We start from the raw sequence: 17134 nt of genomic DNA, 5'->3' as shown, positions 1-17134 counted from the left end.
GGCTTGCGCGGGGTTTCGGGTCGCAGCCCCGACCACCGGTGACGCGGTCGGGCGTAAGACGGGCTGTTTTCGGGTTCTTCTTCACCATGGCCGTTTGCCACGGCCGCCACCATCGGGGCCGACACCCATTTGTCGGCGATAAGACCCTTATGTCCCACTTCACTGTCGGTGCAGGGCGGCCAGGTCCATGGATGCCGCACCGGATCGACTCTCACGGCCCACCGAGTGCACGATGGACGGTCATGGCTGCCGCCCCGCAACCGACCGCGATGAAGTGCCCGCACGCGAGCGACGGGGAGAAGAAGACGGCCGATAGGGGCTTTTGACGGGCGTTCTGGGGGGGACATGCCGATGGCCGCGGCGCTGCGGTCACCCCTTGGTGATCATTGAGCGTGGACGGGACCGCCCGATCGACGCGTTCACTGCCGCCGACGCGGCCGTTGACCACGCTGGGTCCGCCCAGACGAAGAGAAGCACGAGCGCTGTCCTGTGGGGAGCTCAGACATCGTGTAGCCGTAGGCCCCGATCCATCGCATACAGCTTGTGGCGGCCAACGTGGGCCGCCACAAGCTGGACGGCGACCGTCCGCGCAGCGGACCCCGGCTATCCGGCCAGATCACGGCCGGTCAGCGGCCGCGGCGGCGGTAGGTGCGCACGGACAACGGGACGAACACCGCCAGCAGCACGGCAGACCACAGCAGCACCGCCGTGACCGGGTGGGCCAGCGGCCATGCCAGGTCGTCTCCGGCGGGGGCGCCGGGGTTGCCGAACAGGTCGCGGCAGGCCGCGGTGATCGCGCTGACGGGGTTCCATTCGGCCAGCACGCGCAGCCAGGCGGGCATTCCGCCGGTCGGGACGAACGCGTTCGACAGCATCGAGAACGGCAGCACCAGGGGGACGAACTGGTCGGCGGTCCGCTCGTCGCGCACCACCAGGCCCAGGTAGCAGCCGACCCAGCTGACCGCGTGCCTCAGCAGGAGCAGCAGGGCGAACGCCTCGGCGGCCGCGGCCACGCCGTGGTGCGGCCGCCAGCCCACCAGCAGCCCGGCGCCGACCATGATGGCCAGGGCGAGCGGCCCGCTCACCAGCGTGTCCGCGCCGACCTGCCCGAACGGAACCGCCGAGCGGGCCATCGGCATGGAGCGGAACCTGTCCATGACGCCGCGCGAGGCGTCCGTGGCCGTCGCCATCATCACGGCCATCACCGAGGTGAACGTCACCATGGCGAACAGCCCGGGCATCAGGTACTCGCGGTAGTCGCCGCCGCCGGGCACCTGGATGGCGCTGCCGAACACGTAGCCGAACAGCACCACCAGGATCCCGGGAAAGATCAGCGCGGCGATGAGCTGGCCGGGTTCCTGACGCAACCTGCTCAACTCCCGGCCGACCAGCACCATGCCGTCGGCGAAGGCCCAGCGCAGCCGCCCGAGGGCCGAGGAGGGCGGAGCGGGGATCGTCGGCGCGGTCATCGCACGGCCTCCTTCACAGGCGCGGGCTCGTCGGCCGCCGCGCCGGTGGGGCGGCCGGTCAGGCTGAGGAACACTTCGTCCAGCGTCGGGCGGCGCAGGCTGACGTCGGCGGCGGCGATCCCTGCCCGGTCGAGCTCGCGCACGACGTCGGCCAGGCGCACCGTGCCGCCCGCCAGGCTGACGCCGAGGCGGGCGCCCTCGGAGCCCACGGAGGGTTCACCGCCCGTCAGACCGGCGAGGACGGATGCGGCGCGTCCCAGCTGCGCAGGATCCTGCAGAACGACGTCGAGGCGGTCGCCGAGACGGGCCTTGAGCGCGTCGGGGGTGCCGGTGGCGATGACACGGCCGTGGTCCACCACGGCGATGTCATCGGCCAGCTGGTCGGCTTCGTCGAGGTACTGCGTGGTCAGCAGAACGGTCGTGCCTTCGGCGACCAGCTCGCGGATGCTGTCCCAGATCTCACCGCGACTGCGCGGGTCCAGGCCGGTGGTCGGCTCGTCCAGGAACAGCACGGCGGGCCGCAGGAGCAGGCAGGTGATCAGGTCCAGGCGGCGCCGCATGCCGCCGGAGTAGCCGCTGACCTGCCGGTCGGCCGCCTCGGCCAGCCCATACCGCTCCAGCAGCTCGTCGGCCCGCCGGTGCGCCTCGCGGCGCGGCAGGTGGTACAGGCGGCCGAACATGCGCAGGTTGCCGCGGCCGGTCAGCTTCTCGTCCACGGCGGCGTACTGTCCGGCCAGCCCGATGCGCGCCCGCACCCGGTCGGCATCGCGCACGACGTCGTGCCCGGCGATGCGGGCCCGGCCCGCGTCCGGGTCCACCAGCGTCGCCAGGATCCTGATCAGTGTCGTCTTGCCCGCTCCGTTCGGGCCCAGCACCCCGCAGACCGTGCCCGCCGGGACGGCGAGGTCCAGTCCGCGCAGCGCCTCCGTCGCGCCGAAGCGTTTGCGCAGCCCTTCGGCCACAACGATCGGCTCGTCCATCACCACTCCAATTGGGTACACCGTACTCGGCAGCTCGATCAGACTAAGCAACTGGGTACGATGTACGCAACTGTGCGGATGCATACGTGAAGCAAGGCTCCGAGCTCCCCGAACTCGTCCCCACGCGTTTGCGCTGTTCGGGCGGTCCCACCCCAGCGATGAACGCCGCCTACGGTCGGCCGACACGACCGCGGACGCGTTGCCGCCGCACACGACGGTGGACGTATCGGCTGGAAGGAGCTGGGCGAGTTCGGAGAGCGATCGGCGGCATGGGTGTGGGGCCGGAGCTGTGGTGGGATCCCGTCGACCAGGGGGCGCAGCCCGGGCCTCCTCAGGTGTCGGCGCCTCGCACGCAGTCGACGCGTTCGGTGCGGGGCGGGGCGCCGCCGTCGGCGGGAGCCAAGGGCTGGGTGGCGCCCGTGTAGTGGGCGGTGTCACCAGGCTTGAGGTAACGCGGCAGACACGTCGACGTACGGCCATGTGACGTCGTGGAAGATCAAGCCTGCTCCAGTGCTGTGTCACTTCGCCGACCGGCCGACGCAGCAGGTGACGCTCGTCGGACGAATCCGGGGGTCGAATCCGACGGGTCGCTGCACGGGGTGGACTGGGGCGTGCTTCAACGGCAGGAAGGCCAGTCGTTGATGACTGCGATGTGGGGAGCGTGGCCTGGTAACGGACGACGGGCTTGTCATACACGCACGTAGGTGCCCCCGCACACCAGGGGCCGTCGCCGCTCCCCTGCGGATGTGTCGCGCCGGTCGCCGGACGCGCCCAGACCTATCGTTCGCGGCGTGGCCGCGTGATCCTCGCCCGCCCGCTACGACACGTCGGTGGGGAACTTGAGCCTGTCGACGGCGCTGCGCCTCTGCCGCTCCGGACGGCGGTCATAGCGTGCGGTCGTCGCCGGAGAGGCGTGCCCGACGAGCTGCTGGACGGTGGCCAGGTCGACTCCCTGGTCCAGCAGGTCGCCGATGAACGTGCGCCGGAAGTCGTGCGGGGTCATCGGCGGCAGTTTCGCCTCCCGCCGCCGCTTGACGACCGCGTTGCGCACGGCCGCGTCCGTCATGGGGCGATGCTGGATCGCCCCGGACTTGTGCACGGGCGTGAACATCGGCCCCGTCGTCCGTTCGCTGAGCGCCAGCCACTCGCCGAGCAGCACCGCCGCGCCCTCGTGGACGTACTCCATCCGCTCCTTGTCGCCCTTGCCGATGATGCGGAGCGAACGCTCCCCAGGGTCGTAGTGCTCGCGTCGCATCGCGGCGATCTCGGCACGGCGCGCGCCGGTGGTGTAGAGGACGGCCAGCAGCGCCGCGTCCCGCCGTCCGGCCGGGGAGGGGTCGTCGGCGCAGACCTTCAGCAGGGCGGCGAACTCGGCGGCGTGCACGCTCCGCCCGGCGGGCAGCCGCGTCCCCCTGAAGTTCTTGACGGCCTTGGCGCGCTGGTAGTCCTCGGTCGACATCTCCCCCAGCCGCCACGCGGTGTGCAGGACGCCGCGCAGCGCGGACAGATGCTGATTCCGGTAGGCGGGTGACCAGGGGCGTTGCTCGCCGTCCGGCCCGGGGGACGTCTGCTGGGCGATCAGCGAGCGCAGCGCCGCGGTGTGCTCGGCCCGCAGCATCGCCCACGGAAACGTCTCCGCGGGCGCGGGCCCGGGCTCCCTGCCCGAAGCGGTATGGAACAGCGCCGCCAGCCGGTGCAGGCATGCGCTCATGGCCCGGCGCGATCGCGGACTCTCCAAGGACGCCACATACACCAGGAACGGATTGCGCCCCGCGTCCGCCACGGCGGGCTGCCGGGGCACCGCTACGGTGATCGCACCCTCCTCCACGGGTGATCACCTTAACGACTCCCCCACCTGCGGCACGCGCTGCCGCATCGGCCGTGAGCGCAACATCTCCACCTGATCGTCCCGGCTCGGAGCAAGACCGAGACCGCCACGGCGCCCGGCGTCGCCGCCGGTTTCTGGATCGGCATGTCCGCCAGGAGGAGGCTTGATCTCGTCTGTCCGGGGCGCCCTGGGCTTCCGCCAGACCGGCAGGTGCTCGCCGGCCGGCCGCGTGTACGCGGGGTCGCAGCGCCGACGGTCGGTACAGCCTCAGGAGGATCAAGCCGTCCTGGATCACCCTCGGCGCGGCCCGATCCCATACCGGACCGCGTAGGCCGCGGCGCCGACGGCGAGTACCGCGGCCCCGGCCAGCACGGATGACGCCGGAAGGGTGAACGCCATCAGCAGACATCCGGCGACTCCCGCCATGGGTATCGCCCGCGCCGGTCGCCCCTCGTCCGGCCGCAGCGTCCAGGCCGAGGCGTTGGCGATGGCGTAGTACACCAGCACCCCGAACGAGGAGAACCCGATGGCGCCGCGCAGGTCGGCGGTCGCCGCCAGCACCGCGACGGCCACGCCGACGGCCAGCTCCGCCCGATGGGGCACACCGGTTCGCGGGTGGACGGCGGCGAGCACGCCGGGCAGGTGACGGTCGCGGGCCATCGCCAACACGGTCCGCGAAACACCGAGGAGCAACGCCACCAGCGAGCCCAGTGCCGCGACCGCCGCACCGGCGCGCACCACCGGAGCCAGGCCGCCCGCCCCGGCCGCCTGCACCGCGTCGGCCAGCGGAGCGGTCGCGTCCGCCAGACCGCCGCTGCCCAGCACGCTGAGCGCGGCCACCGCGACCGCCGCGTAGGCGGCGAGCGCGATGCCCAGCGCGATCGGTATGGCGCGGGGGATGGTCCGGGCCGGGTCGCGTACCTCCTCGCCCAGCGTCGCGATGCGCGCGTACCCGGCGAAGGCGAAGAACAGCAGGCCCGCCGCCTGCAGGACGCCGCCGAACGTCGCGTCGGCGCCGATGTCGAGCCGCGCGGCGTCGGCTTCACCCGACACCAGCGTGGCGATCACCACGGCGGCCAGGACCGCCAGAACCCCCGCGACGATCACGCGCGTGAGCCGGGCGGTCTTCTGGATGCCGGCGTAGTTGACCGCCGTCACCCCCACCACCGCGGCGACCGCGACCGCCTGCGCGTATGCCGGCCACACGTACGCCCCGACGGTGAGCGCCATCGCCGCACAGGAGGCGGTCTTGCCGACGACGAATCCCCAGCCGGCCAGGTATCCCCAGAAGTCGCCCAGCCGCCGGCGGCCGTAGACGTACGTTCCGCCCGAGGCCGGATAAAGCGCGGCCAGCCGTGCCGAGGATGCCGCGTTGCAGTACGCGACCACCGCCGCAACGCACAGTGCGAGCAGCAGACCGGACCCCGCCGCGCGCGCCGCCGGGGCCGGTGCCGCGAAGATGCCCGCGCCGACCATCGCCCCCAGGCCGATCACGACGGCGTCGAACACCCCCAGTCGGCGTCGCAGCCCTTGGGATGCCTCGCTCCCGCCAGTCGGGGCGGCCGACGGACCACCCATGGCACGCTCCTCAGCGACACGGCCACGCGGCCACGAAAGCCATGTCGCTTCACGATATCCGGACGCGGTGACGCACCCGCCTCGGCATCCCCTGCGTTCATGTCGACGTTGCCGGCCGTTCAGGTTCAACGCTCTCGCGCATGCAGGAAAGCACGGAAGACGGGACAACCCAACGTAGATCGAATAAGGCGCAGCCACGTTGCGCGATGCGACTCAGGTCGGCGTCGGCCGCTCCGAGGCCGGGCCTTCGGCCCTGCAATCAACGTATGGGAGGCGGCGATTCCGGTTGCGGACGGCTCGTTCGGTGTTTCGCGCTCGCGGCCGCACTGCTCTCGTACGCTCGATCGGCAAGGCGTGAACGAGTCGTCGCCCCGGTGGCGACCACGGGTTACGGTGTCCGCCGACGTGCCCGGTGCCCTGGTCGGCGCGCGAGCACCGAAGCGGTCCCTGCCGCGCCCACCACAAACAAAACGGCAAGGAGTGCATACTCCCTGCCAGTTTCACTGTATAGCACACCGGGGGGCTTGCGGCAAGACCCCGGTCATGCCGCACAATCTCTGGCCGGAGCATCAACCCGCGCAATTCAGGGATTCGCGAAGTATGCGCGCCCGCGGGTGCACGTCGCCGAACAGCGCGGCGCAACCCACCGAAATGCGACCTCAACGAATAGGCGGTTCATGTTCGACGTAATCATCGCCGGGGGCGGACCGACCGGCTCGATGCTGGCCGGCGAGCTGCGGCTGCACGGTGTTCGCGTGCTCGTGCTCGAGAAGGAGGTGGAGCCGACCACATTCGTCCGCTCGCTCGGCCTGCACGTGCGCAGCATCGAAGTAATGGACCAGCGCGGTCTGCTGGACCGGTTCCTGGCGCACGGGCGGCGGTACCCGGTCGGCGCATACTTCGCCGGTATCAAGAAGACCCCGCCCGAACGGCTGGACACCGCGCACCCCTACACCCTCGGCATCCTGCAGCCCGTCACCGATCGCCTGCTGGCCGAGCGCGCCGCCGAGCTCGGCGCCGAGATCCGACGCGGCTGCGAGCTCGTCGGACTGACCCAGGACGAGCACGGAGTCACCGCGGAAGTCGCCGACGGCACGCGGCTGCGCTCGCGCTACCTCGTCGGCTGCGACGGCGGCCGCAGCACGGTGCGCAAACTGCTCGGCGTCGGCTTCCCCGGCGAACCCAGCAGGGTCGACACGCTGCTGGGCGAGGTCGAAGTGACGGCGGATCCGGCGACGATCGCCTCCGTCGTGGAGGAAGTCCGCAAGACGCAGCTGCGGTTCGGAGCCATGCCGTTGGCGGACGGGATCTACCGCATCGGCGTGCCCGCCGAGGGGGTGGCCGAGGACCGCGCGGTCCCGCCGACCCTCGAGGAGTTCAAGCGGCAGCTGCAGGTGGTCGCCGGCACCGACTTCGGCGTCCACTCGCCTCGCTGGCTCTCGCGGTTCGGCGACGCCACCCGGCTGGCCGACCGCTACCGGGTCGGCCGGGTGCTGCTGGCGGGCGACGCGGCGCACATCCACCCGCCGGTCGGCGGGCAGGGGCTCAACCTCGGCATCCAGGACGCGTTCAACCTCGGCTGGAAACTGGCCGCCGAAATCAACGGCTGGGCGCCGGAGGGACTGCTGGACACCTATGAGACCGAACGCCGCCCGGTGGCCGCCGATGTCCTGGACAACACCCGCGCGCAGATGGAGCTGATATCCACCGAGCCTGGGCCTCGGTCAGTGCGCCGCCTCCTGTCGGAACTGATGGCCTTCGAGGACGTGAACCGGTACCTGACCGAAAAGATCACTGCGATCGGGATCCGCTACGACTTCGGCGAGGGCCATGACCTGCTCGGTCGGCGGCTGCGGGACGTGACGCTCAAGCAGGGGCGCCTCTATGACCGGATGCACGGCGGCCGCGGGCTGCTGCTAGACCAGACCGGCAGGCTCTCGGTGGCGGGCTGGGCGGACCGGGTCGACCACGTCGTCGATGTCAGCGAGGAACTGGACGCGCCCGCGGTGCTGCTCCGGCCGGACGGCCACGTGGCGTGGGTCGGTGACGACCAGCAGGACCTGCTCGGCCATCTGCCGACCTGGTTCGGCGCCCCCGTCGACTGAGCACGCGGTCGCGGCCGCATGGAAGGGCGCGGAAAGTCATCGGCACCGCGCCGGCCGCGACGTCATCCGCTCGGCGGCCGCCTGCTCCACCAGCCGACACGCGATCTCTGTCCGGCTGGCGGAGCAGGCGGCTGAAGCGGCGTGCGGCTCCACGCAGAGAGCGTCACCTGGATGCCGGCACCCGCGACGGCTCACCGACAACCTTGCGCCCTCCCAAGCCCGCGAGCCTGGAAGACAAAGCTCGTCCTTCTTTCCACTCGTCCACCGTGCCACCCGGCCTGGCTTGGTATCGACCCGCCGACGCCCGGTGCGACCCGCTCTGAGGGGACGAGGCAGAGACGGTTGCCAGGCCGCGCTCAGTGTCGGACGCGAGTGCGTGCAGGGCTGAGGCCAATGTCGATAGCCCTCCTGTGACCGTCAAAGGCAGGGCCAGGCCGGTGGTGCTCGGTGAACCGTTGGGACAGCGGCTTAGAGAGACGTCACCCGGCCGGGGCGGCGCGCTCAACAGACCCCGCGGCGGCACTGTCCTCCAACGCCAGATCGAGCGCGGCCTCGACGTGGATGCGTGTCGAGTCGAAGACCGGCACCGGGCTGTCCTCCGCGCCGACCAGCAGCGAGATCTCCGTGCAGCCGAGGATCACGCCCTGCGCCCCGCGCTCGGCCAGCCCGGCGATGATCCGCCGGTAGGCGGCACGCGACGACTCCTCGATCCGGCCCACGGTGAGCTCGTCGTAGATGACGGCGTCCACCAGGGCGCGGTCCGGCTCAACAGGGACGATCACCTCGACACCGTGACGCCGCATCCGGTCCCGGTAGAACGGCAGCTCCATCGTGAACCGGGTGCCCAGCAGTCCGACGGTGCCGACGCCGGCGGCGGTGACCCGATCGGCCGTGCAGTCCACCAGGTGCGGGAACGGGACGTTGATCGCGGCCTCGATGGCGTCCGCCACCAGGTGCATGGTGTTGGTGCACAGCAGCACCAGGTCGGCGCCCGCTCGTTCCAGCGTCCGCGCCGCTTCGGCCAGCGCCGCGCCGGCGGCGGCCCAGTCCCCCGCCCGCTGCATCGCCTCGATCTCGGCGAAGTCCAGACTGTGCAGGATCACGCGGGCGCAGTGGTGGCCGCCGAGCCGCCGCCGCACGCCCTCGTTGAGCAGCCGGTAGTACTCGGCCGAGGATTCCCAGCTCATGCCTCCGATGAGACCGATCGTCCGTGTCATGCCGCCATCGTGGACCGAGCCCGGACACCCTAGGTAGACCTGACCTTCTTGGCTGACACCCAAGACACACTTATGGCATGGACCCTCACCGCCTGCTCGTCTTCCGCGAGATCGCCCGCGCGGGCTCGATCGGCGGCGCGGCCCGCGCGCTCGGCTGGACGCAGCCCGCCGTCAGCCAGCACCTGCGCGCCCTCGAACGCCAGGCGGGCCTGCCGCTGGTGGTCCGGCGGCCGCGCGGCGTCCGGCTCACCGAGGCCGGGGAGGTGCTGCTCCGGCACGCCGACGCCATCGCGACCCGACTGCACGCGGCGTCCGACGACCTGGCCGCGTTGGCGGAGCTGCGGTCGGGCACCGTGCGGCTGGCGGCGTTCCCCTCGGCCAGCGCCACGCTCGTGCCCGCCGCGATCGAACTGCTCGCCGCGCGCCACCCGGACCTGGACGTCCGGCTGCGCGAGGCGGAGCCGCCCGAGGCGTTCGACCTGCTCCGGTCGGGTGCGGTGGACGTCGTGCTCGCCTTCGCGCACGCCGGGGCGCCGCCGCCGGACGAGCCGGGCCTGACCCGTCTGCCGCTCGGCACGGATCCGGTCCGGCTCGTCCTGCCGCGCACGCGCCCGGGACCGGTGGCCGACCTGGCGGAGCTCGCCACGGAGCGGTGGATCGCGGGCTGCGAGCGGTGCACCGCCTACCTCGTCCAGGCGTGCGCGGACGCCGGGTTCGTGCCGGACGTCCGGCACGGAACGGACGACTACGTGGTGGCTCAGGCGCTGGTGGCCAGGGGGCTCGGGGTCGCACTTCTGCCGCAGCTCGCCCTAGCCGCCTTCCACCATCCCGACGTGGTGGTCCAGGACGTGCCGACGCTGCGCCCGCGCACACTGCACCTGTTCCATTACCGAGAGGCCGACCAGATCCCGGCAGTCCGCGCCGCCGTCCGCGCCCTCCGCGACCTACAGCCGGGGGCCGCGACGGCATCAGCTCCCAGCCCGGCGCAGTGAAACACCAGCTGGGCGGTCTGCTCCAGAAGCCGACCGTCCCGCCCGCGGGGACCGGACCGGCTGTCCGCTGGAGAGGGGCCTAGCTCTGCGGGACGTCCTTGAAGAAGACGATGCCGTCGATACCGCCCAGGTGGGTCGGGTCCAGCGGGGCGTAGCCAAAGTAGGGAGACACTCGGGGAGCGAGTCGCCTGTCACCGAGGGCGATCGCCAGTCGTGGCGCGTCGACGATGTAGCGGTCCTCGGGAAGGGCGTACAGAAGCCCTTCGAGGGTGTCCGGGGACGGGGCGTCCACCCCTTGGTGGCGGATCGTGCCGAGGGCCGTGGCCAGGAAGGCGTACCCCTCCTCGCCCAGGTGGGCGTTGACGATCGCGCCGGCGCCCCACCATTTCAGCAGCAGACCGCCCATCCGCATGCTGCTCTTGGCCCGCTGCAGATGCGCGTTGTGCGCGTACACCAGGACCGGACCTCGGTCGGCGATGGCCAGGAGGTTCTCGGCCATCATCCGATCCCGCAGGCCCACCAGCCGCGTCATGCGGCTCGGCGACGGGTCGGCCATCCAGTAGTGGTAGCGCAGCAGGCCGACCGCGGTGCGCCCGTACAGACGCGCCCGGTCCCACTCCTCCCGCGAGGTCTGCGCGATCAGATGCGGCGTGTGCGCGTCGAGCAGCGCCACCAGGTCGTCGGCGAGCAGCCGCAGCTGCTCGGCCTCGGGCGACCGCCCCACGGACCGGGACGGGTCCAGCATCGCTGCGGGGTCGGTCCACCGGTCGTCGGCACCGAGCAGTCGGTCCAGTGTCTCCGCGTCGCACGGGAGCAGGTCGGCGTCCACCCAGGCCGCGAGATAGCCGTGGAGTGCGGTGAGCGCCTGCCGGGGACTCTCGGCGTGAGTGATCTCCAGCGGCCCGTCGAAACCGGCGAAGCGGACCCGTTCGGATGCGGGCCTGCCCTCGTTGTGAGCGCGCATCCAGCGCACGAGCTCACGGTTGGCCGCGGACGTTCCCCACCCGTGGCTGATACCGCGCTCCACGACCTGGTCGAGGCTCCCGACGCCCGAGGTGACGTAGTCGTCCACGACCAGGCCCATCATGCAGTCGCTTTCGATCGCGATCCAGCGGTAGCCCTCCTGCTCGACGAGCCGCCGGAAGAGCTCATTGCGCACCTCGAGCAGGGCGTCCTCACCGTGGGTGGGCTCTCCCAGAGCCAGCAGTCGCGGCCGGGTCCCGAGCAGACCCATGACCGTCTCGGCCGTGACGGCATGGGCGGTCTCCTTGAAGTCAGTAGTCGCCATGCCTTCTACGGTATCGTTGAACTTTCTGTTGAAACTTTGTCGTCGTCGTCCCTGGACTATGGAGCAGAACCCTCAAAGCGGAGGACGGGCCCGGCTCAGGCCGGTGGATCTGGCGCGGGAGCACGGGCTGTCGACGCAGGCGGTCAGGAACTACGAAGAGGCCGGGATCCTTCCAGCCGCCGGTCGCACCGCCCACGGCTACCGCACCTACACGCCGCTGCACGCGTCAGCTCTGCGCGCGTTTCTGGCGTTGGTGCCCGGTCACGGGCACCGGACGGCTGCGTCGATCATGCGGGCGGTGAACCGGGGCGCGGTCGATGAGGCGTTCCGCCTCATCGACGAGAGCCACGCCCAGCTCTTGGAGGATCGACGGACCCTGCGGGCCGTGGAGAGCGCGCTCCGTGACCTGGAGTCGTCCGCGCAGTCCGATCGCGGGGCGCGGGGCGAGCAGGGCGGGATGTCCGGAAGCGGTGCGATGTTCATCGGGCCGCTGGCGCGACAGCTCGGCATTCGACCGGCGACGCTGCGCAAATGGGAGCGCGCTGGGCTCGTGCGCCCGCGCCGCGACCAGCGGACCGGGTACCGCGTGTACGACGAGGCCGCCGTGCGGGACGCCCGGCTGGTCCACCAGCTCAGGCGAGGCGGCTACCTGCTGGAGCAGATCGCCCCGCTGATCGACCAGGTGCGGGCGGCCGGCGGGCTGCAGCCCCTGGAAGCCGCCCTGCGCGACTGGCAGGACCGCCTGTCCGCCCGGGGACGCGCCCTTCTGGCCGGAGCCGCCGAACTCGAGGCCTACCTGCGCGACCGCGGATGAGGGCAGCACTCCCGCTTCCTAGGAAGATCGACATCCGCCGCTCGTGCCTGCGCAGTAGTTGCAAGGCGATGCAACACATGAGCGCAGCCCGCACCGCGACGGCGCCCGACCACGCGGCACCGCCGATAGCGACCAGACGTCCTCGAGCCGGGGTCCACATCGGCAAACGCCACTGAGCCCCGCCCCTTGCGGTCCGCCGCGCAGACCTTTCAAGGCCGACGAGGCCGACAGCACGACGTTCAAGCGGTCCACCCGCACAGTCGATCCGACGATCTGTTTCACGGCGATCGTGCTCGGCACCGGCGCGGTCGGCGACGAACGGGTTTGCTGCGGCAGGCGCCGCTCCGCTGGTCGCACCTGCTGGCGACCCGTCACGCCGCCACTGAGCGAGGGCTGCACAACGGGAGAAGCGGCGTCCGTCCCGGCACGTCGCCGGGACGGACGCGGTCAGCTCGACGCTCAGCAGGGCAGCCGCCTGCTCAGCCGCACGTCATGGCATGGTCGCCGGGGCGACCGCGATGGCGTCGATCTCGAAGAGCATGTCCGGGAGGGCGAGCGCGGCCACCCCGGTGAGCGTCTGCGTGGGCGGCCGGGTGCCCCAGATGTCGCGGATATGCCTTGCGAGGACGGTCAGCTTCTCGGCGTCGTGGTCCACGATGTGGGTGCGGATCTGGACGACGTCTCGGAACCCGAGGCCCACGGAGGCCAGGGCGGTGCCCAGGTTGGCGAGCGACCGGGCCACCTGCTCCCCGAAATCGGTCGTGGTGACCTGGCCGTGCTCGTCGGACGCGTACTGACCAGCGATGAACACCATTCCACCGGCCGTCCGGGCGATGTGGCTGTAGCCGAAGCCGACAGGGTCGTGCAGGCCGGCGGGGTTGATGATGTCGTGCGACATGGTGACTCCCTTCTCGTTGGGTTCACAGGGGTCTGCGATGGCCGCCGACGGTCGCGGCGGCGAGCAGCGTGAGGGCCACGGCGACCCACAGGACACCGGTGATCGCGATGCCGTCCGCGGTGACGCCGCCGATGAGGGCGCCGAGGGCGATGGACACGTTGAACGCGGCGACGAACAGCGAGGTGGCGGCTTCGCTCGCGTCCGGCGCGGACTTCAGCATCCAGGTCTGCAAAGTCACGGAGACCCCGCCGTAGGCCAGGCCCCAGACCACCAGCAGAACGGACGCGGTCACAGGCCCGGTGCCGTGCAGCGCGAGGAGTGCCGTCACGGCGGCGATGCCGGTAGACAGCGACAGGAGCGTGCCCCGCGGATGAGACGCCGCTCGGGAGCCGGCCACGAAGTTGCCGACGATGCCGGCGACACCGTAGGCCATGAGCAGGGCGCCGATGAGCGCGTCGTCCACCCCGGCCCTCTCGCTCAGCACCGGGCGGACGAACGTGTACGCCGCGAACTGCCCGTTGATCAGCAGGAAGGTGACGAGTACGCCGGTCCGGACACCCGGGTTGCGGCGCAGCAGCAGCGGCAGTTCCCGGAAGGACAGCCCGCCTTGGGACGGCAACGGCGGCACGAGGAGCAGCAGGCCCGCGAACGCGGCGAGCCCGAGGAGCCCGACGGCGGCGAAGGCGGCGCGCCAGCCGCCGAGGTCGCCGATCAATGTTCCCGCCGGCACGCCCGCGACGGAGGCGGCGGAGACGCCGCCGAACACGATCGCCGTGGCCCGCGGGACGTGCTCGGCGGGGACCAGCCGTACGGCCAGGCCGCCGGCGACGGCCCAGAACCCGCCGACGCACACCCCGATCGCCAACCGCGCCGCCAGCAGGACGGCGAAGTGCGGGGCGGCGGCGCAGACCAGGTTGGCGACCGCCAAGAGAGCGGCCAGCGCCGCCAGCAGGACCCGCCGGTCCACCCGGGCGGCGGTGACGGTGAGCACGGGCGCCGCGACCGCCGCGACGAGACCTGGGACGGTGAGCATCTGCCCCGCCGCGCCGTTCGAGACGCCGAGGCCGGCGCCGATCGGTGTGAGCAGGCCGACGGGCAGCAGCTCGGAGGTCATCAGCGCGAAGACGCTCAGCGCCACCGCCATGACCGCCGACCAGCGCGCACGGCTCCTCGCCACCTTCTCCCTAACCTGACTATGAAACATCCAGAATTACCTCGGCGAAAAGCCCTCCCCCACGTCAGGAGAGGGCGACCTTCAGTCTCGAGTGCCGGCGAGCCCGCTGCGGGTCTGTGCGGGCACGGCGGGGAAGCGCTCCTCCACGGTCGCCTTGAGGTCGGCGAGGGTGCGCCCGGCCAGCTCCCGGCGCCAGTTCAGTTCCGCCTGGCGCATGGTCTGCGCGATGACACAGACCTTCCGGTAGTCCACTCCGGGCTCGCCGCCCGGCCCGTGCCGGAGGATCTCGGTGCACTCGAAGGCCTCCTGCGGCCCTTCGATCGCCGCCACGACGTCCAGCACGGTGATGTCCTCCGGCCGCCGCGCCAGTCGGAAGCCGCCGCGGGGGCCGGACGTGGACGTCAGGATCCCCGCGCGCACCAGCGCCTGCAACTGCTTGTTGAGGTAGGCGGACGGCAGTCCGTAGAAGGCGGCCAGCGTCGCGGTGGGCACCGCGCGGTCGTCCTCGACCCACGTCAGGTTCAGGCACGTGTGCAGCGCCCACTCGACGCCCTCGCTCATCCGCATGATCCTGGATGTTAGTTGTCCAGAATGACCTTTCGCAAGCCGACGGGCTCCGCCGGCGATCGGGATGACGCAGCGGGACGCCAGGCCGCCCGGATCCCAACTTCCGTCAACGGACATTGTCGTCAGTTAGGGCTCTGGACTTTCTGAGGCTTCTTGTTTTCTGGAAATAGAAAATCAGAAAATGTAGGATGCGGGCCGTGAGCGAGATGACGGCGACGGAGCGGGCGTGTCGGTACTGCGGGCGGCCGGTGCCGCAGAAGGCGGGGCGCGGCCGACCGCGGGAGTACTGCCCGGACAGCGACTGCCAGGCTCGGGCCAAGCGCGAACGAGAGCTCAGGCGCGCGACGCCGGGGCTGGAGGGGGCGCTCGCGCGGGCGGAGGACCTCTACGAGCGGATGGAGCAGGGGTTGGCCGCGGTGCTGACACCCCTGGCGCAGGCCCTCGAGGCGGAGCTGTCGCCCCGGGGCGTCGAGGCGCGGATCAGCGCTGTCCGAGCCGAGGCGCAGGCCGCGGTGGCGAAGGCGTTGGCCGAGCGCGAGGACGCCGAGGACCGGGCCGTACGGGCGGAGAAGCTCGCCGAGAAGGCCCAGGAGCGCGCTCGGGACGCCCGCGAGCGGGCGCAGCAGGCCGAAAAGCAGCGGGACGAGGCGCTGGAGGCGGTCGCGCAGACGCGCGCGGAGGCCGAGGCGGCGATCCGGGCGGCGCAGGAAGAGGCGCAGCGCGTCGTCGAAGCCGCACGGGCCGAGGTCGACCAGGCCAAAGCCGAGGTGGCGCAGGCACGTGCCGAGCTGGAGCGCGCCCAGACCGGAAAGCGGGAGGCGCTGCGGGAAGCCGAGCAGGCGCGCCGGGCGGCCGAAGCCGCGAGCAACGAGGCCGCGGAGGCACGGAACGCCGCACAGCAGGCCCGCGACGCGGAGGCCCGCGCGGAACGGGAACGGGCCGCCGCCGTCGCGCGGGCCGACGCGGCCGACCAGGCCCGCGACCGCGCCGAGCAGCGCGCACGAAAGGCGGAGGCCCAGCAGGCGGAGGCCGTCTCCGCACGCGACGCCGCCCGCGCGGAGGCCGAGCAGTCCCGCGTCGCCGCCCAGCACGCGCGCGAACAGGCCGAAGCTCTGCGCGCCGAGGTCAGCGAAGCGCGCGCCGAGGCCGCCGAACTGCGCGCCGCTCTCGATCGGGCGCGCGACGAGCTCGCCACCGCACGGGCGGACCTGCGCGCCGAGCAGGTGCGCAACGAGGAACTGGCCCGGGAGCGCGATCTCGCGCGAGCGGAGGCCGCCGCCCAGCGCGAACGTGCGGTCGCCGCCGAGCTGCGACGCGAGGAACGCCCGCGTGACACATGAGCCGAAGGGCGGCGAGGGAGCCGTCCGTCTCCCACCAATGACTCAGCTGCCGCAGGTTTCCCGTCCGCGCGGCGAGACGCATGGCACGCGCTTCGCGCCTCAACCTGGTTGCGGGCCCGGAAGCAGCCGCGGACACCGGCTCGGCACGTGCGTGTACGGTCGCGGCTGGGGCAATCGGCTGTTGGGAGCCCCCAGGACCGCGTCGACGACGTCGGCGGGCTCGTTTTACAGTCGCGTTGACGTTGGCGGCCGGCCCCACAGAGGAAAAGCATGGCGCGCGACCGGAGCCTGACAGTGAAGGTCCTGACAACGGTCGCCCGAAACCTGGCTCCCGCCATCGCGGAACTGAACAGGCAGCAGCGCCGCCTGGCGCGCGTCGAAAAGTATTTCGTGGTCATCGACCACGATCTGTATGCGCCTCCAGAAGAGCTGCGGCCCTGGCCAGGCGAGAACGGCATCCTCTACCGGTTCAAGACGCAGTTCCTCTCCGAGGGCTGGGACGTCAACTCCGGCGAGGCCACCCTCGGATACGTCATCCAAGTGATGCGCTGTTACAGCATGCGCAAAGGCATGGCGAAGCGGTTGTTCGGGGCATGGCGTCGCACCAAAAAGCATGAGAGCACGTTGGTCCGCTTGCTGGTGGTGGATGACGGCGTCCCGGCCCTGTTTCACGACGGAAAGCGGTACAGCGGCGACATCAAGGGCTTGCGTCAGATACTTCACGACATCGGGTGGCCGAACGACGCCCCCTGAACCGCACGTCCGCTCCGGGAGCCGTCGCGGGCGCGAAGACGAAGACGCGACGGGCGAGTGGCCGCGGCCGAACTGCGGGCTCAACGAAGCCGGCGGATCGGGCGCGTAGTGGCGCTGAACCACTCGCCTGC

14 protein-coding genes are annotated in these 17134 nt (G+C 71.6%); 5 read left to right on the top strand and 9 right to left on the bottom strand.

What is annotated here, in order from left to right:
* Positions 1–626: 626 nt before the first annotated feature.
* From AR3_RS11175 to AR3_RS11160, 4 genes are all read right to left on the bottom strand, one after another.
* Positions 627–1469, bottom strand: coding sequence for an ABC transporter permease (locus tag AR3_RS11175; RefSeq protein WP_067912631.1), 843 nt, complete (start codon positions 1467–1469; stop codon positions 627–629).
* On the bottom strand, positions 1466–2449 hold the full coding sequence (locus tag AR3_RS11170) for an efflux ABC transporter ATPase subunit, DrrA-related (protein WP_067912693.1): 984 nt from the start codon (positions 2447–2449) through the stop codon (positions 1466–1468). Before AR3_RS11170 ends, AR3_RS11175 begins: the two co-directional genes overlap by 4 nt.
* An 817-nt stretch (positions 2450–3266) precedes the next feature.
* Positions 3267–4160 (bottom strand): tyrosine-type recombinase/integrase, encoded by an 894-nt coding sequence (locus AR3_RS11165; RefSeq protein WP_083951304.1) that lies wholly within the window; start codon positions 4158–4160, stop codon positions 3267–3269.
* Between the two features lie 408 nt (positions 4161–4568).
* A complete protein-coding gene (locus AR3_RS11160; RefSeq protein WP_067912628.1) occupies positions 4569–5855 on the bottom strand; it encodes an APC family permease in 1287 nt (428 codons plus the stop codon).
* Positions 5856–6532: 677 nt separating this feature from the next.
* Between AR3_RS11160 and rox the strand changes: the two genes are divergently transcribed.
* Positions 6533–7960: a rifampin monooxygenase gene (gene rox / locus AR3_RS11155; RefSeq protein WP_067912624.1), complete on the top strand. Its 1428-nt coding sequence runs from the start codon at positions 6533–6535 to the stop codon at positions 7958–7960.
* Between the two features lie 479 nt (positions 7961–8439).
* Here the strand turns inward: rox and AR3_RS11150 are convergent, their stop codons facing one another.
* The gene (locus tag AR3_RS11150) at positions 8440–9177 is read right to left on the bottom strand and encodes an aspartate/glutamate racemase family protein (RefSeq protein ID WP_067912621.1); all 738 of its coding nucleotides are present in this window, start codon (positions 9175–9177) and stop codon (positions 8440–8442) included.
* Between the two features lie 77 nt (positions 9178–9254).
* Here AR3_RS11150 and AR3_RS11145 point away from each other — a divergent pair, with 77 nt between their 5' ends.
* Positions 9255–10169, top strand: coding sequence for a LysR family transcriptional regulator (locus tag AR3_RS11145; RefSeq protein ID WP_067912617.1), 915 nt, complete (start codon positions 9255–9257; stop codon positions 10167–10169).
* A gap of 79 nt (positions 10170–10248) precedes the next feature.
* Here AR3_RS11145 and AR3_RS11140 read toward each other — a convergent pair whose 3' ends face one another.
* Positions 10249–11457 carry an erythromycin esterase family protein gene (locus AR3_RS11140; RefSeq protein WP_067912614.1) on the bottom strand — a complete coding sequence of 403 codons (1209 nt, stop codon included), beginning with the start codon at positions 11455–11457 and terminating at the stop codon, positions 10249–10251.
* A 58-nt stretch (positions 11458–11515) separates the two neighbouring features.
* Here AR3_RS11140 and AR3_RS11135 point away from each other — a divergent pair, with 58 nt between their 5' ends.
* Positions 11516–12271: a TioE family transcriptional regulator gene (locus AR3_RS11135; protein ID WP_067912611.1), complete on the top strand. Its 756-nt coding sequence runs from the start codon at positions 11516–11518 to the stop codon at positions 12269–12271.
* 490 nt (positions 12272–12761) lie between these two features.
* On the opposite strand, the gene AR3_RS11130 is transcribed toward AR3_RS11135, so the two are convergent.
* From AR3_RS11130 to AR3_RS11120, 3 genes are all read right to left on the bottom strand, one after another.
* The gene (locus AR3_RS11130) at positions 12762–13169 is read right to left on the bottom strand and encodes a RidA family protein (protein ID WP_067912608.1); all 408 of its coding nucleotides are present in this window, start codon (positions 13167–13169) and stop codon (positions 12762–12764) included.
* 22 nt (positions 13170–13191) lie between these two features.
* The gene (locus AR3_RS11125; RefSeq protein WP_227023279.1) at positions 13192–14346 is read right to left on the bottom strand and encodes an MFS transporter; all 1155 of its coding nucleotides are present in this window, start codon (positions 14344–14346) and stop codon (positions 13192–13194) included.
* A 78-nt stretch (positions 14347–14424) separates the two neighbouring features.
* Positions 14425–14910 (bottom strand): RrF2 family transcriptional regulator, encoded by a 486-nt coding sequence (locus AR3_RS11120; RefSeq protein ID WP_083951295.1) that lies wholly within the window; start codon positions 14908–14910, stop codon positions 14425–14427.
* A 206-nt stretch (positions 14911–15116) separates the two neighbouring features.
* Between AR3_RS11120 and AR3_RS11115 the strand changes: the two genes are divergently transcribed.
* Both AR3_RS11115 and AR3_RS11110 read left to right on the top strand, forming a co-directional pair.
* Entirely contained in the window at positions 15117–16250 is a 1134-nt protein-coding gene (locus tag AR3_RS11115) for a coiled-coil domain-containing protein (protein WP_281179248.1), read from the top strand.
* Positions 16251–16520: 270 nt separating this feature from the next.
* Positions 16521–17003, top strand: coding sequence for a hypothetical protein (locus tag AR3_RS11110; RefSeq protein WP_067912597.1), 483 nt, complete (start codon positions 16521–16523; stop codon positions 17001–17003).
* The last annotated feature ends 131 nt before the right edge of the window (positions 17004–17134 follow it).

It is taken from the genome of Actinomadura rubrobrunea NBRC 15275, assembly GCF_001552235.1.
GTDB classification, from domain to species: domain Bacteria; phylum Actinomycetota; class Actinomycetes; order Streptosporangiales; family Streptosporangiaceae; genus Spirillospora; species Spirillospora viridilutea.
This window is presented reverse-complemented; position numbering and strand designations above follow the sequence as displayed.

Excerpts from the sequence above, each read along its gene's own strand:
- AR3_RS11165 (WP_083951304.1), bottom strand. The coding sequence starts at position 4,160 with ATGAGCGCATGCCTGCACCGGCTGGCGGCGCTGTTCCATACCGCTTCG.
- AR3_RS11175 (WP_067912631.1), bottom strand. The coding sequence starts at position 1,469 with ATGACCGCGCCGACGATCCCCGCTCCGCCCTCCTCGGCCCTCGGGCGG.
- AR3_RS11115 (WP_281179248.1), top strand. The coding sequence starts at position 15,117 with ATGACGGCGACGGAGCGGGCGTGTCGGTACTGCGGGCGGCCGGTGCCG.
- AR3_RS11170 (WP_067912693.1), bottom strand. The coding sequence starts at position 2,449 with ATGGACGAGCCGATCGTTGTGGCCGAAGGGCTGCGCAAACGCTTCGGC.
- AR3_RS11150 (WP_067912621.1), bottom strand. The coding sequence starts at position 9,177 with ATGACACGGACGATCGGTCTCATCGGAGGCATGAGCTGGGAATCCTCG.
- AR3_RS11140 (WP_067912614.1), bottom strand. The coding sequence starts at position 11,457 with ATGGCGACTACTGACTTCAAGGAGACCGCCCATGCCGTCACGGCCGAG.
- AR3_RS11160 (WP_067912628.1), bottom strand. The coding sequence starts at position 5,855 with ATGGGTGGTCCGTCGGCCGCCCCGACTGGCGGGAGCGAGGCATCCCAA.
- AR3_RS11145 (WP_067912617.1), top strand. The coding sequence starts at position 9,255 with ATGGACCCTCACCGCCTGCTCGTCTTCCGCGAGATCGCCCGCGCGGGC.
- AR3_RS11130 (WP_067912608.1), bottom strand. The coding sequence starts at position 13,169 with ATGTCGCACGACATCATCAACCCCGCCGGCCTGCACGACCCTGTCGGC.
- AR3_RS11120 (WP_083951295.1), bottom strand. The coding sequence starts at position 14,910 with ATGCGGATGAGCGAGGGCGTCGAGTGGGCGCTGCACACGTGCCTGAAC.
- rox (WP_067912624.1), top strand. The coding sequence starts at position 6,533 with ATGTTCGACGTAATCATCGCCGGGGGCGGACCGACCGGCTCGATGCTG.
- AR3_RS11135 (WP_067912611.1), top strand. The coding sequence starts at position 11,516 with ATGGAGCAGAACCCTCAAAGCGGAGGACGGGCCCGGCTCAGGCCGGTG.
- AR3_RS11110 (WP_067912597.1), top strand. The coding sequence starts at position 16,521 with ATGGCGCGCGACCGGAGCCTGACAGTGAAGGTCCTGACAACGGTCGCC.